This is a genomic window from Streptomyces sp. NPDC048514 (assembly GCF_043199955.1).
GTDB lineage: Bacteria > Actinomycetota > Actinomycetes > Streptomycetales > Streptomycetaceae > Streptomyces.
Genome location: NZ_JBICWT010000013.1, coordinates 86595 through 100134 on the forward strand (window position 1 = coordinate 86595; position 13540 = coordinate 100134).

General features: G+C 69.1%; 13 protein-coding genes. 11 read left to right on the top strand and 2 right to left on the bottom strand.

The features are described 5' to 3' along the window. Positions 1 to 36: 36 nt before the first annotated feature. Both def and ACGFT2_RS27605 read right to left on the bottom strand, forming a co-directional pair. Positions 37 to 663: a peptide deformylase gene (gene def, locus ACGFT2_RS27600; protein ID WP_393283062.1), complete on the bottom strand. Its 627-nt coding sequence runs from the start codon at positions 661 to 663 to the stop codon at positions 37 to 39. A gap of 345 nt (positions 664 to 1008) precedes the next feature. After that, the gene (locus tag ACGFT2_RS27605; protein WP_393283064.1) at positions 1009 to 1836 is read right to left on the bottom strand and encodes a C40 family peptidase; all 828 of its coding nucleotides are present in this window, start codon (positions 1834 to 1836) and stop codon (positions 1009 to 1011) included. Positions 1837 to 2611: 775 nt separating this feature from the next. Between ACGFT2_RS27605 and ACGFT2_RS27610 the strand changes: the two genes are divergently transcribed. Genes ACGFT2_RS27610 through nuoK form a run of 11 tightly spaced genes read left to right on the top strand, consistent with a single transcriptional unit; the run spans position 2612 to position 13537 of the window. Then, a complete protein-coding gene (locus tag ACGFT2_RS27610; protein ID WP_123460983.1) occupies positions 2612 to 2971 on the top strand; it encodes an NADH-quinone oxidoreductase subunit A in 360 nt (119 codons plus the stop codon). 13 nt (positions 2972 to 2984) lie between these two features. Further along, complete coding sequence (locus ACGFT2_RS27615) at positions 2985 to 3539, top strand: NuoB/complex I 20 kDa subunit family protein (protein WP_393283066.1); 555 nt, start codon at positions 2985 to 2987, stop codon at positions 3537 to 3539. Continuing rightward, entirely contained in the window at positions 3536 to 4372 is an 837-nt protein-coding gene (locus ACGFT2_RS27620) for an NADH-quinone oxidoreductase subunit C (protein ID WP_393283067.1), read from the top strand. Before ACGFT2_RS27615 ends, ACGFT2_RS27620 begins: the two co-directional genes overlap by 4 nt. Beyond that, on the top strand, positions 4369 to 5691 hold the full coding sequence (locus ACGFT2_RS27625) for an NADH-quinone oxidoreductase subunit D (RefSeq protein WP_353600408.1): 1323 nt from the start codon (positions 4369 to 4371) through the stop codon (positions 5689 to 5691). Before ACGFT2_RS27620 ends, ACGFT2_RS27625 begins: the two co-directional genes overlap by 4 nt. Next, positions 5688 to 6557 (top strand): NADH-quinone oxidoreductase subunit NuoE, encoded by an 870-nt coding sequence (nuoE, locus tag ACGFT2_RS27630; protein WP_393283069.1) that lies wholly within the window; start codon positions 5688 to 5690, stop codon positions 6555 to 6557. The genes ACGFT2_RS27625 and nuoE overlap by 4 nt, the downstream gene beginning before the upstream one ends. Beyond that, entirely contained in the window at positions 6554 to 7903 is a 1350-nt protein-coding gene (nuoF, locus tag ACGFT2_RS27635) for an NADH-quinone oxidoreductase subunit NuoF (RefSeq protein WP_393283071.1), read from the top strand. Before nuoE ends, nuoF begins: the two co-directional genes overlap by 4 nt. Continuing rightward, the gene (locus tag ACGFT2_RS27640; RefSeq protein ID WP_393283074.1) at positions 7900 to 10404 is read left to right on the top strand and encodes an NADH-quinone oxidoreductase subunit G; all 2505 of its coding nucleotides are present in this window, start codon (positions 7900 to 7902) and stop codon (positions 10402 to 10404) included. The genes nuoF and ACGFT2_RS27640 overlap by 4 nt, the downstream gene beginning before the upstream one ends. Then, the gene (gene nuoH, locus ACGFT2_RS27645) at positions 10401 to 11765 is read left to right on the top strand and encodes an NADH-quinone oxidoreductase subunit NuoH (RefSeq protein ID WP_393283076.1); all 1365 of its coding nucleotides are present in this window, start codon (positions 10401 to 10403) and stop codon (positions 11763 to 11765) included. Before ACGFT2_RS27640 ends, nuoH begins: the two co-directional genes overlap by 4 nt. Then, positions 11758 to 12399, top strand: a complete 642-nt coding sequence (gene nuoI, locus ACGFT2_RS27650) for an NADH-quinone oxidoreductase subunit NuoI (protein WP_393283079.1) — start codon at positions 11758 to 11760, stop codon at positions 12397 to 12399. The genes nuoH and nuoI overlap by 8 nt, the downstream gene beginning before the upstream one ends. Next, positions 12396 to 13241, top strand: a complete 846-nt coding sequence (locus ACGFT2_RS27655; RefSeq protein ID WP_393283081.1) for an NADH-quinone oxidoreductase subunit J — start codon at positions 12396 to 12398, stop codon at positions 13239 to 13241. The genes nuoI and ACGFT2_RS27655 overlap by 4 nt, the downstream gene beginning before the upstream one ends. Then, complete coding sequence (gene nuoK, locus ACGFT2_RS27660; RefSeq protein ID WP_393283084.1) at positions 13238 to 13537, top strand: NADH-quinone oxidoreductase subunit NuoK; 300 nt, start codon at positions 13238 to 13240, stop codon at positions 13535 to 13537. Before ACGFT2_RS27655 ends, nuoK begins: the two co-directional genes overlap by 4 nt. The last annotated feature ends 3 nt before the right edge of the window (positions 13538 to 13540 follow it).

Here is a 13540-nt window from a genome sequence, read left to right on the forward strand (position 1 = left end):
CGGGCTCAAGCCCGGCTCAAGCCCGGCCCAGACGGCTCAGGCTCGGCTGAGGGCGATGGCCTTGGCGGCCCGGCGGGCGTACACCTCGTCCCGCCGGGCGGCCGTCTGCTCCATGGCGTCCTTTTTCTCCCGCTTCGACAGCCGGTCCAAGTAGACGTACCCCTGGGTGTGGTCGGTCTCGTGGGCCAGGCACCGCGCGAAGTACCCCGCGCCCTCGACGGCGAGTGCGGCACCGTCCCTGTCCTGCCCGCGCACGACGGCCCGGTCCGGTCGCGGTACGGCCATCACGGCGCCCGGTACCGACAGGCACCCCTCGTTCTCGTCCAGCAGCCGTCGCCCGGCCAGGGGTGTTTCGAGCACCGGATTGACGACGTGTCCGACATGCCGGACTCCTTCGCCGTCGAGGCAGTCGTACACGAACAAGCGCAGATCCACACCGACCTGATTGGCCGCCAGCCCCGCCCCGTCGGCGGCGTACATGGTGCGGAACATGTCGTCGATGAGCGCGGCGAGGTCGGGGCCGAACTCCGTGACGTCCCGGCAGGGCCTGTGCAACACCCCCTCGCCGGCCTCGGTGATACGGCGCACCGCGCCGCGCCCCGCCTCGGGGGCGTACCGGGGGAAGGCGCCGACGGGGCGCCCCTGTACGAACACGCGTGGCATCGCGCTGTCTCCTTCGCTCGTGGTCGAGCCGCCGTTCGGCGACCGAAATCGAGCATGTCAGGCAGAGCGCGGGCCGGGGAGCGGGTGGCGGGGGAAGGAGACGGGTGAAGCCGGCCGGGAACGCGGCGAGCCGGCCGGGAACGCGGCGAACGGCAGAAATGCCGCGAGCCGGCCGGGGGCACCACGATCGGCAGGCAAAGCCGCGATAGGTAGGGAATGCCGCCATGGGTAGGCAAAGCCGCGATCGGTAGAGAATGCCGCGGGCCGGGCTAAGCGGAAAAGGCGCAGGGGCCGCTGCCCCCGAGCGGCTGCGGCCCCAACGCGCGTGAGAGGTGCGAGATGCCCTCAGAGCACTCGCACGGCGCCGGTGGGCGGGTCGTACGACAGCGGCCTCTCCACGACGCCGGTGGAGGGGTTCTGCGCGCCGACGAACATACCGTCGCCGACGTACACGCCGACGTGATACGCGCTGCCCGCACTGCCCCAGTACAGAATGTCGCCCGGCTGCAGATTGCTCAGCGAGACCTGGGTGCCGGCGGTCGACTGGTCCTGGGAGACGCGCGGCAGGCCGACGCCGATCTGCTTGAAGGCCGTCTGCACCAGGCCCGAGCAGTCGTAGGCGGTGGGGCCGGTGGCGCCGGAGACGTACGCCTTGCCGACCTGTGCCTTGACGAAGCTGATGACGGCGGCGGCCGAACCGGTGGCCGTCGAGGTGCCGGTGGAGGTCGAGGTGGAGGTGGAGGTGGAGCCGGTGCCCGCCGTGGTGGAGAGCGTCATGCGCTCCGCGCTGCGGGTGGCGCGCTCGGCGGCCTGCTTGCGCGCGGCCTCCTCGGCCTTCTTCTTGGCCTCGGCCTTCTTCTTCGCCTCCGCGAGGTCCGCCTTGGCCTGCTTCGCGGCCTTTGTCGCGGCGGCGTCGCGCTCGGCCCGCAGCTCGTAGTTGGCGGCGGCCTGCTGGGTGGCGTCAGCGGACTTGGCGGCCTGGGCGGCCAGGTCGGCCGTCAGGGTGGGCAGCTCGAGGGTCTGCGTCACCGGCTCGGCTGCGTTCGCCGAACCGGACGCCCCGGCGACTGCCAGGGTGCCGAGGACGCCACCGGCAACTCCGGCCCGCATCGCGAGGGTCGACGCGCTGCGGCGGGGCTTCCGGTGGCTGCGTATGTGAGCGGTGTGGGACATGGGAACAACCGGTACCAGGGGCTCCTTCATATCTTCAAGAAACGTGTGGTGCGCCACAGTTGTTCAACCGCGCCCCGAATCCCGGGCGCGTCGCTCTTTATTGACGCCGTAACGGACATTGCGGACGACGATGATCAAGCCCTTGATCACGGTCTTTGATCATTACGTCCGAATTGCCCGTCACCTACCACTGGTTGGGACGGTTGGCCAAGCCCGGTACTCAGGGTTCTCTCATCGATGTGGCGGACGTCACGGAACGGTTACCGGAAGGGTGGCGTCCGGGGCGCGCGGCGCTCGTGAACGCGTGCACGCACCCGCATCCCGTCCACATCGCGCCCCACCTCTCCCTCGGATGTGTGAACGCGGTCCATTATCAAGGCTCCGCACCCAATGCCAATTTGCATGCGTCGGAACCCTCTTGATATGGAGATGCCCCTCCCGGCCTGCGACGACGAGCGAGAATGTCACTTCTGGTGATCAACTGAACGCTTCGAGTGTGAAGATCACCCATCATCCGACTTCATGATCCTTCGTCAGGTGGTGGAGATCACAAAGCTTGTGCAATACCCCGTGTCGCAGATCACAGAGCGGCGGGCATAAGATGCGAGGCAGTTGGGCTTGTGACCTGCTTCACATGTTCTCGATCTTCGCCCGGGACGAGCGGGGCCCGTGGGACCTGAGAGGCAGGTGTGAGCCCAGTGCAACCTCCCCCGGGTCTCGCCCGACCAGGGGGGACCCCCATGCAGTCAGCGCCGACTGAGAGGAGCGAGGAGCGGTGAACGCTTATGCGCCCATCCTCGTACTGGGAGCCCTCGGGGCAGGCTTTGCGATCTTCTCCGTGGTCTCGGCCACGCTGATCGGTCCGAAGCGGTACAACCGCGCCAAGCTCGAGGCCTACGAGTGCGGTATCGAGCCGACCCCCACGCCGGCCGGCGGCGGGCGCTTCCCCATCAAGTACTACCTGACGGCGATGCTCTTCATCGTCTTCGACATCGAGATCGTCTTCCTCTACCCCTGGGCCGTCACCTTCGACGCCCTGGGGATCTTCGGGCTCGTGGAGATGCTGCTCTTCGTGCTCACCGTCTTCGTCGCGTACGCGTACGTATGGCGGCGCGGCGGCCTGGAATGGGACTGAGGGGCCTTTAGACATGGGACTCGAAGAAAAGCTGCCGAGCGGCTTCCTGCTGACCACCGTCGAGCAGGCCGCGGGCTGGGTGCGCAAGGCGTCCGTCTTCCCGGCGACCTTCGGCCTCGCCTGCTGTGCCATCGAGATGATGACCACCGGCGCCGGCCGCTACGACCTGGCCCGCTTCGGCATGGAGGTCTTCCGCGGCTCGCCGCGCCAGGCCGACCTGATGATCGTCGCCGGCCGGGTCAGCCAGAAGATGGCGCCGGTCCTGAGGCAGGTCTACGACCAGATGCCCAACCCGAAATGGGTGATCTCCATGGGTGTCTGCGCCTCCTCGGGCGGCATGTTCAACAACTACGCGATCGTCCAGGGCGTCGACCACATCGTGCCGGTCGACATCTACCTGCCCGGCTGCCCGCCCCGCCCCGAGATGCTGGTCGACGCGATCCTCAAGCTCCACCAGAAGATCCAGTCCACCAAGCTCGGCGTGAACGCCGAGGAAGCGGCCCGCGAGGCGGAGGAGGCGGCGCTCAAGGCCCTGCCCACGATCGAGATGAAGGGGCTGCTGCGGTGAGCGACGGCAACGGCACCAACGGTGTGAACGGGTCGGCGAACGGCTCCAACGGCTCCAACGGCTCCAACGGTGCCAAAGGGACCGACGGCGTCAACGGCGTCAACGGGGCCGGCGGGGCGAACCCCGAGAAGGACCTCGCCGCCTCCAACCTCCCCGGTCAGCGCGGCCAGGGTGGCGAGGAGATCCGCGTCCAGCGCGGCATGTTCGGCGCCGACGGCGGCGGCGACACCTCCGGCTACGGAGGCCTCGTCCGCTCCATCCGGCTCCCCGGACCGGCCACCCGCCCCTACGGCGGCTGGTTCGACGAGGTGGCCGACGAACTGGAAGGCGCACTGGAGGAACAGGGCCTGCTGCCCGCCAACGCCATCGAGAAGACGGTCGTCGACCGCGGCGAGCTGACCTTCCACATCGAACGCGAACACCTGGTCCGCGTCGCCCGCACCCTGCGCGACGACCCGGCCCTGCGCTTCGAGCTGTGCACCGGCGTCAGCGGCGTCCACTACCCCCACGACAAGGGCCGGGAACTGCACGCCGTCTACCACCTGCGCTCGATCACCCACAACCGGCTGATCCGCCTCGAGGTCAGCACCCCCGACGCCGACCCGCGCATCCCGTCCCTGGTCTCCGTCTACCCGACCAACGACTGGCACGAGCGCGAGACCTACGACTTCTTCGGGATCGTCTTCGACGATCACCCGGCCCTGACCCGGATCATGATGCCGGACGACTGGCAGGGCCACCCGCAGCGCAAGGACTACCCCCTCGGCGGCATCCCCGTCGAATACAAGGGCGCCCAGATTCCGGCTCCGGACCAGCGGAGGTCGTACTCGTGAGCACGCAGTCAGCATCCGCCCGCGAGACCACCGAGGGCACCGTATATACGGTCACCGGTGGCGACTGGGACGAGATCGTCCAGTCCGCGGCCCGCGCCGACGACGAGCGCATCGTCGTCAACATGGGTCCCCAGCACCCGTCCACCCATGGAGTGCTCCGCCTGATCCTGGAGATCGAGGGCGAGACGGTCACCGAGGCCCGCTGCGGCATCGGCTACCTGCACACCGGCATCGAGAAGAACCTCGAGTTCCGCACGTGGACGCAGGGCACCACCTTCGTCACGCGCATGGACTACCTGACGTCCTTCTTCAACGAGACCGCCTACTGCCTCGCCGTCGAGAAGCTCCTCGGCATCGAGGACGAGATCACCGAGCGCGCCGACATCATCCGGGTCCTCCTGATGGAGCTGAACCGGCTCTCCTCCCACCTGGTGTGCATCGCCACCGGAGGCATGGAGCTGGGCGCCACCACGATCATGATCTACGGCTTCCGCGATCGTGAAATGATTCTCGACCTCTACGAGCTCATCACGGGCCTCCGGATGAACCACGCGTACATCCGCCCCGGCGGACTCGCCCAGGACCTGCCACCCGGCGCGGTGGACCAGATCCGCGAGTTCGTGAAGAAGATGAAGAAGAACCTCCCGGAGTACGACAAGCTCGCCACCGGGAACCCCGTCTTCAAGGCCCGCATGCAGGACATCGGCTACCTCGACCTGGCCGGCTGCATGGCCCTCGGCGTCACCGGCCCCATGCTGCGCTCCACGGGCCTGCCGCACGACCTGCGCAAGGCCCAGCCGTACTGCGGCTACGAGACGTACGACTTCGACGTCCCGACCGCCGACACCTGCGACGCCTACGGCCGCTTCCTGATCCGCCTGGAGGAGATGCGCCAGTCGCTCAGGATCGTCGAGCAGTGCCTGGACCGGCTCCAGCCCGGCCCGGTCATGGTCGCCGACAAGAAGATCGCCTGGCCCGCCCAGCTCGCCCTGGGACCGGACGGACTCGGTAACTCCCTCGACCACATCAAGAAGATCATGGGCACCTCCATGGAGGCCCTGATCCACCACTTCAAGCTGGTCACCGAAGGCTTCCGCGTCCCGCCGGGACAGGCGTACGCGGCCGTCGAGTCCCCCAAGGGCGAACTCGGCGTGCACGCCGTCTCCGACGGCGGCACCCGCCCCTACCGGGTCCACTTCCGCGACCCGTCCTTCACCAACCTGCAGGCCATGGCGGCGATGTGCGAAGGCGGCCAGGTCGCCGACGTCATCGTCGCCGTCGCATCCATCGACCCCGTGATGGGAGGCGTCGACCGGTGACCACCAGTTCCTCGGAGCGGGGCGTCAGCCTGGGCATGCCCGAACTGCCCGCGCCCGCGTACCCGGACGACGTCCGGGCCCGACTGGAGGCGGACGCACGCGAGCTGATCGCGCGCTACCCGGACTCCCGGTCCGCCCTGCTGCCGCTGCTCCACCTCGTGCAGTCACAGGAGGGCCACGTCACGCGGACCGGGATGCGGTTCTGCGCGGACATGCTCGACCTGACCACGGCCGAGGTCACCGCCGTCGCCACCTTCTACACCATGTACCGGCGCAAGCCGTCCGGTGACTACCAGGTCGGCGTGTGCACCAACACGCTGTGCGCGGTGATGGGCGGCGACGCGATCTTCGAGGCCCTTCAGGAGCACCTGGGCGTCGGCAACGGCGAGACCACCGAGGACGGCAAGGTCGGACTGGAGCACATCGAGTGCAACGCGGCCTGCGACTTCGCCCCGGTCGTGATGGTCAACTGGGAGTTCTTCGACAACCAGACCCCGGCGAGCGCCAAGCGGCTGGTCGACGACCTGCGCGCGGGACGGCCCGTACAGCCCACGCGCGGGGCACGGCTGTGCACCTTCAAGGAGACCTCGCGCGTGCTGGCCGGTTTCCCCGACGAGCGGCCAGGGGCCGTCGAGGAGAGCGGCAGTGCGGGACCCGCGTCGCTGGTGGGCCTTCGCCTGGCAAGGGGAGAGGCCGCACCCGCGCGCGTGGTCCATCCACGCGACGGCGGTCCGCACGAGGAGTCCGCGGACGCGATGCACGAGCCGCCGCCGGCCGAGCACCTCAGCTCGCACGACGCGCCGCAGGAGACATCCGCCTCCGACCCGGCCCACCCGGCAGGCCCTACCGCCGAGGAGGGGGAGTGATGACCGTGGCACCCGAACTCAAGGACACGAGTCCCGAGAAGCTGCTCGCACCCGTGCTGTCGGCCTTCTGGGACGAGGACCGGTCCTGGACCCTGGACGTCTACCGGAGGCACGAGGGGTACGAGGGGCTCCGCAAGGCGCTCGCCATGTCCCCGGACGACCTGATCGCCTACGTCAAGGACTCCGGTCTGCGTGGTCGCGGCGGCGCTGGATTCCCGACGGGAATGAAGTGGCAGTTCATTCCGCAGGGTGATGGGAAACCGCACTATCTAGTTGTCAACGCCGACGAATCGGAGCCCGGGACCTGCAAGGACATCCCGCTCCTCTTCGCGAACCCGCATAGCCTCATCGAGGGCATTGTGATCGCGTGTTATGCCATCCGGTCGTCGCATGCCTTCATCTATCTGCGTGGTGAAGTCGTCCCCGTCCTGCGGCGGCTGCACGAGGCCGTGCGCGAGGCCCGTGCGGCGGGCTACCTCGGCGAGAACGTCCTGGGCAGCGGGCTCGATCTCGAAGTCACCGTGCACGCGGGCGCGGGCGCGTACATCTGCGGTGAAGAGACCGCGCTGCTCGACTCGCTCGAAGGACGCCGTGGGCAACCGCGGCTGCGCCCCCCCTTCCCTGCGGTGGAAGGCCTTTACGCCTGTCCGACTGTGGTGAATAACGTCGAGTCGATCGCGTCGGTTCCCGCCATCCTGAAAAACGGCAAGGAATGGTTCAGGTCGATGGGCAGCGAGAAGTCCCCGGGCTTCACGCTCTACTCGCTCAGCGGCCATGTGGCGAGCCCCGGCCAGTACGAGGCACCGCTCGGCATCACGCTGCGCCAGCTCCTCGACATGAGCGGCGGGATGCGGCCCGGGCACCGCCTGAAGTTCTGGACGCCCGGCGGCTCCTCGACGCCGATGTTCACCGACGAGCACCTCGACGTCCCCCTCGACTACGAGGGCGTCGGCGCCGCCGGATCCATGCTCGGCACCAAGGCCCTGCAGTGCTTCGACGAGACGACCTGCGTGGTGCGGGCGGTGACCCGCTGGACCGAGTTCTACGCCCACGAGTCCTGCGGCAAGTGCACACCCTGCCGCGAAGGAACGTACTGGCTGGTGCAGCTGCTCCGGGACATCGAGGCCGGCAAGGGCGTGATGTCCGACCTGGACAAGCTGAACGACATCGCCGACAACATCAACGGCAAGTCGTTCTGCGCCCTCGGCGACGGCGCGGCCTCACCGATCTTCTCCTCGCTGAAGTACTTCCGCGAGGAGTACGAGCAGCACATCACGGGCCGGGGCTGTCCCTTCGACCCGGCCAAGTCGACGGCCTGGGCGGATCGCCCGGAGGTGAACGCATGACCGTGACCACCAGTGCTCCCTCCGGTGGGGGAGAGGCGGCGGTCCCGCCGGAAGACCTCGTCACGCTGACGATCGACGGCGCCGAACTCAGTGTGCCCAAGGGCACCCTGGTGATCCGGGCCGCCGAACTCCTCGGCATCGAGATCCCGCGGTTCTGCGACCACCCCCTGCTAGACCCGGCCGGGGCCTGCCGCCAGTGCATCGTCGAGGTCGAGGGCCAGCGCAAGCCGATGGCCTCGTGCACCATCACCTGCACCGACGGCATGGTCGTCAAGACCCACCTCACCTCGCCGGTCGCCGAAAAGGCCCAGCAAGGCGTGATGGAGCTGCTGCTCATCAACCACCCCCTGGACTGCCCGGTCTGCGACAAGGGCGGCGAGTGCCCGCTGCAGAACCAGGCCATGTCGCACGGCAACGCCGACTCCCGCTTCGAGGGCAAGAAGCGCACCTACGAAAAGCCCGTACCGATCTCCACCCAGGTCCTGCTCGATCGCGAGCGGTGCGTCCTGTGCGCCCGCTGCACCCGCTTCTCCAACCAGGTCGCGGGCGACCCGATGATCGAACTGGTCGAGCGGGGCGCCCTCCAGCAGGTCGGCACCGGGGAGGGCGACCCGTTCGAGTCGTACTTCTCCGGCAACACCATCCAGATCTGCCCGGTCGGCGCGCTGACCTCGGCGGCCTACCGCTTCCGCTCCCGCCCCTTCGACCTCGTCTCCTCGCCGTCCGTCTGCGAGCACTGCGCGGGCGGCTGCGCGACCCGCTCCGACCACCGGCGCGGCAAGGTCATGCGGCGGCTGGCGGCCAACGACCCCGAGGTCAACGAGGAGTGGATCTGCGACAAGGGACGCTTCGCGTTCCGGTACGCGCAGCAGAAGGACCGCCTCGACACGCCGCTGGTACGCAACGCCGACGGTGTCCTGGAGGCCGCCTCCTGGCCGGAGGCACTGGAAGCGGCCGCGCGCGGGCTGATGGCCGCCCGCTCCCGGGCCGGCGTCCTGGTCGGCGGCCGGCTGACCGTCGAGGACGCCTACGCGTACAGCAAGTTCACGCGCGTGGCACTCGACACCAACGACATCGACTTCCGCGCGCGCGTGCACAGCGGCGAGGAGGCCGACTTCCTCGCGGCCCGCGTTGCGGGCCGCGGCCGTGACCTCGACGGTACGGGAGCCACGTACACCTCCCTGGAGAAGGCACCCGCCGTCCTCCTCGTCGGGTTCGAGTCCGAGGAGGAGGCCCCCGGAGTCTTCCTGCGGCTGCGCAAGGCCTGGCGCAAACACAAGCAGCAGGTGTTCTCGCTGGCCACGCACGCCACCCGGGGCCTGGAGAAGGCGGGCGGCAAGCTGCTGCCGGCCGCACCCGGCACCGAGACCGAGTGGCTGGACGCCCTCGCAAGCGGCACCGGCCTGGAGGAGCCCGGCACACTCGCCGCCGAGGCGCTGCGCACCGAGGGCGCCGTCATCGTCGTCGGCGAACGGCTGGCCACGGTGGCCGGCGGGCTCACCGCCGCCGCACGGGCCGCCACCGCGACCGGCGCCCAGCTGGTGTGGATCCCGCGCCGCGCCGGTGAACGCGGTGCCGTCGAGGCGGGCGCGCTGCCGTCGCTGCTTCCGGGCGGCCGTCCGGCGACCGACCCGCGCGCACGGGAGGAGGTCGCCGCCGTATGGGGACTCGCCGAACTCCCGCTGCGCTACGGCCGCGACACCGACCAGATCGTCGAGGCCGCGGCCACCGGCGAACTCTCGGCACTGGTGGTGGCCGGCGTGGAGATCGCCGACCTGCCCGACCCGGCACGCGCGCGTGAGGCACTCGACAGCGTCGGCTTCCTGGTGTCGCTGGAGCTGCGCCCCAGCGAGGTCACCGAGCGCGCCCACGTCGTCCTGCCGGTCGCCGCGGTCGCCGAGAAGGCGGGCACCTTCCTCAACTGGGAGGGAAGGGTGCGGTTCTTCGAGGCCGCCCTCAAGCCCGAGCAGATGACCCGCCGCCTGGCACCGACCGACACCCGCGTACTGCAGATGCTGGCCGACGCCATGGACGTCCACCTGGGCCTGCCGGATCTGCGCACCACGCGCGCGGAGATCGACCGGCTCGGCCCCTGGACCGGCCCCCGCGCCTCCGACCCGGCGGAGTTCGCGGGCGTACTGCCCCGCCCCGCCGTCGGCGAGGCCGTACTCGCCGGGCACCGGCTCCTGCTCGACCAGGGTGTCCTGCAGGAGGGCGACGAAGCGCTCGCGGGGACCCGGCACACCGCACACGCGCGCGTGTCGGCCGCGACGGCCGCCGAGGCAGGCGTCGATGACGGCGCACTTCTCGCCGTCACCGGCCCCGCCGGCACGGCACAGCTCCCGCTGCGGGTCACCGAGATGCCCGACCGGGTGGTGTGGCTGCCGCTGAACTCCGTCGGCGGCGGAGTCGCCTCCGACACCGGTGCACAGCCCGGTTCTCTCGTCCGTATCGGCCCGGCGGTCCCCGCCGAAGAGGCCCCCAAGGAGGTGGAGGCATGAGCCCGTACCTCGCCGCTGAAAACCTCTCGATGTTCGGCCGCGACCCCTGGTGGCTGGTCGTCGTGAAGGCGGTGTTCTGCTTCGCCTTCGTCGTGGCGTCCGTGCTGTTCGCCATCGTCTGGGAACGCAAGGTCGTCGCCTGGATGCAGCTGCGCATCGGCCCCAACCGGAACGGCCCCTGGGGCATGCTCCAGTCGCTCGCCGACGGCGTGAAGCTGATGTTCAAGGAAGACCTCGTCGTCAAGCGCGCGGACAAAGTGGTCTACATCCTCGCGCCGATCATCATGACCGTCCCGGCGCTCATGGCGATCGCGGTGATCCCCTTCGGCCCGGCCGGCAACGAGATCTCGATCTTCGGCCACCGCACCACGATGCAGCTCACCGACCTGCCGATCGCGATGCTCTTCATCCTCGCGACCGCCTCCGTGGGCATCTACGGCATCGTCCTCGCGGGTTGGAGTTCCGGATCGACCTACCCGCTGCTCGGCGGCCTGCGCTCCTGCGCGCAGATGATCTCGTACGAGATCGCCATGGGCGCGGCGTTCGCCTCCGTGTTCCTCTACTCGGGCTCCATGTCGACGTCCGCGATCGTCGACCAGCAGCACGACCGCTGGTACGTCCTGCTGCTGCCGGTGTCGTTCATCCTCTACATCGTCACGATGATCGGCGAGACCAACCGCGCCCCCTTCGACATGCCGGAGTCCGAGGGTGACCTGGTCGGCGGCTTCAACACCGAGTACTCGTCCATCAAGTTCGCGCTGTTCATGCTCTCCGAGTACGCGAACATGGTGACCGTCTCGGCCGTGGCGACCACCCTGTTCCTGGGCGGCTGGCGGGCCCCCTGGCCGGTCAGCACCTTCTGGGAGGGCGCGAACCACGGCTGGTGGCCGATGCTCTGGTTCGTCGTCAAGGTCCAGCTGCTGCTCTTCATGTTCATCTGGGTGCGCGCCTCGCTGCCACGCGTGCGCTACGACCAGCTGATGAAGCTCGGCTGGAAGGTGCTCATCCCGGTCTCGGTGGTCTGGCTGATGCTCGTCGCGACCGTGCGCGCGCTGCGCAACGAGAACTACGACTTCGCCGACATCGCCCTCTATGTCGGCGGCGGTGTCCTCGCCCTGCTGCTGATCTCCTTCGTCGCCGACATGTTCCGCGAGAAGGCGAAGACGGCCGAGCGGAGCGCCGCCCCGCAGCCCGGCTTCGACCCCCTGGCGGGCGGATTCCCCGTACCGCCGCTACCCGGACAGGAGCTGCCGGCGGTGCCGAGGCGCCACTCGCGCCGCGAGCGGGAGCTGATTGTCAGTGGCGGGCCGGACACTGTCAGTGACGGACCTACGGATGGAAAGGAGGCGTCCGATGACTGAGGAGCCCAAGGAGACCAAGCCCGGTTTCCAGAATCCCGTGGCCGGCTTCGGCGTGACCTTCAAGGCCATGTTCAAGAAGCGGCTGACCGAGCAGTACCCGGAGCAGAAGAAGACCACGGCTCCGCGGTTCCACGGACGGCACCAGCTCAACCGCCATCCGGACGGCCTGGAGAAGTGCGTCGGCTGCGAGCTGTGCGCCTGGGCCTGCCCCGCCGACGCCATCTACGTGGAAGGCGCCGACAACACCGACGAGGAGCGCTACTCGCCGGGCGAGCGGTACGGCCGCGTCTACCAGATCAACTACGCCCGCTGCATCCTGTGCGGGCTGTGCATCGAAGCGTGCCCCACGCGCGCGTTGACGATGACCAACGATTTCGAGCTGGCGGACTCCAGCCGCGCCAACCTCATCTACACCAAGGAGCAGCTGCTCGCCGGCCTCGAGGACACCATGGTCGAGACGCCGCACGCGATCTTCCCGGGGACCGACGAGCAGGACTACTACCGCGGCCTGGTGACGCAGGCCGCGCCCGGCACCGTCCGGCAGGTCGCCGTCTCCAAGGGCGAGGTCCCGCAGGAGGCGGCCTCCACCTTCGGCGAGGACGAGCCGGCCTCGGAGAAGGTGATCGGCCGATGAGCGCGGAGACCCTCGCCGCCTACACCACCTCCACCGGTGAGGCCGTCCAGTTCTGGATCCTCGGGACCGTCGCGGTGATCGGCGCCCTGTGCACCGTCCTCATGAGAAGGGCCGTGCACAGCGCGCTCTGCCTGGCCGGCACCATGATCGTCCTGGCGGTGTTCTACCTCGCCAACGGCGCCTACTTCCTCGGAATCGTGCAGATCGTCGTCTACACCGGCGCGATCATGATGCTGTTCCTGTTCGTGGTGATGCTCGTCGGCGTCACGGCCGCCGACTCCCTGAAGGAGACCATCAAGGGCCAGCGCTGGCTGGCCCTTCTCTGCGGGGTGGGCTTCGGCGTCCTGCTGTTCACGGGCCTCGCGAACGCCTCCCTGAAGGAGTTCAACGGCGCCGGCCAGGCGAACGCGAACGGCAATGTACAGGGCCTCGCCGCCCTCATCTTCACCAAGTACGTCTTCGCCTTCGAAATCACCGGCGCCCTGCTCATCACGGCCGCCGTCGGCGCCATGGTGCTCACCCACCGCGAGCGCACCGAACGCGCCAGGACCCAGCGCGAGCTGTCCGAGCAGCGCGTCCGTGAGGGCGTGCACCTGCCGCCGCTGCCCGCCCCGGGCGTGTACGCCCGGCACAACGCCGTGGACATCGCGGGCCTGCTGCCCGACGGCACCCCTTCCGAGCTGACGGTCAACAAGACGCTGCGCGAGCGGGGCCAGATCCGTGACGTGTCCACGGAAGCTCTCAACGACCTGCGGGCGCTGGAGCAGCGCGCGGAGGAGCGCCTCGAGCGCACGACGGTCGATCCGGCCACGTTCAAGCGGCCCGAGGAGGCGTCGAAGTGAATCCGGTCTACTACCTCTACCTCGCCGCCCTGCTGTTCACGATCGGCGCGACCGGCGTCCTCATCCGCCGCAACGCCATCGTGGTCTTCATGTGCATCGAGCTGATGCTGAACGCCTGCAACCTCGCGTTCGTCACCTTCTCCCGGATGCACGGCAACCTCGACGGCCAGATCATCGCCTTCTTCACGATGGTCGTCGCCGCCGCGGAGGTCGTGGTGGGTCTCGCGATCATCGTGTCGCTGTTCCGCGCCCGCCACTCGGCCTCGGTCGACGACGCCAGCCTGATGAAGCTGTAAGGG

Excerpts from the sequence above, each read along its gene's own strand:
- ACGFT2_RS27640 (WP_393283074.1), top strand. The coding sequence starts at position 7,900 with ATGACCGTGACCACCAGTGCTCCCTCCGGTGGGGGAGAGGCGGCGGTC.
- ACGFT2_RS27605 (WP_393283064.1), bottom strand. The coding sequence starts at position 1,836 with ATGTCCCACACCGCTCACATACGCAGCCACCGGAAGCCCCGCCGCAGC.
- nuoI (WP_393283079.1), top strand. The coding sequence starts at position 11,758 with ATGACTGAGGAGCCCAAGGAGACCAAGCCCGGTTTCCAGAATCCCGTG.
- ACGFT2_RS27615 (WP_393283066.1), top strand. The coding sequence starts at position 2,985 with ATGGGACTCGAAGAAAAGCTGCCGAGCGGCTTCCTGCTGACCACCGTC.
- nuoH (WP_393283076.1), top strand. The coding sequence starts at position 10,401 with ATGAGCCCGTACCTCGCCGCTGAAAACCTCTCGATGTTCGGCCGCGAC.
- ACGFT2_RS27655 (WP_393283081.1), top strand. The coding sequence starts at position 12,396 with ATGAGCGCGGAGACCCTCGCCGCCTACACCACCTCCACCGGTGAGGCC.
- def (WP_393283062.1), bottom strand. The coding sequence starts at position 663 with ATGCCACGCGTGTTCGTACAGGGGCGCCCCGTCGGCGCCTTCCCCCGG.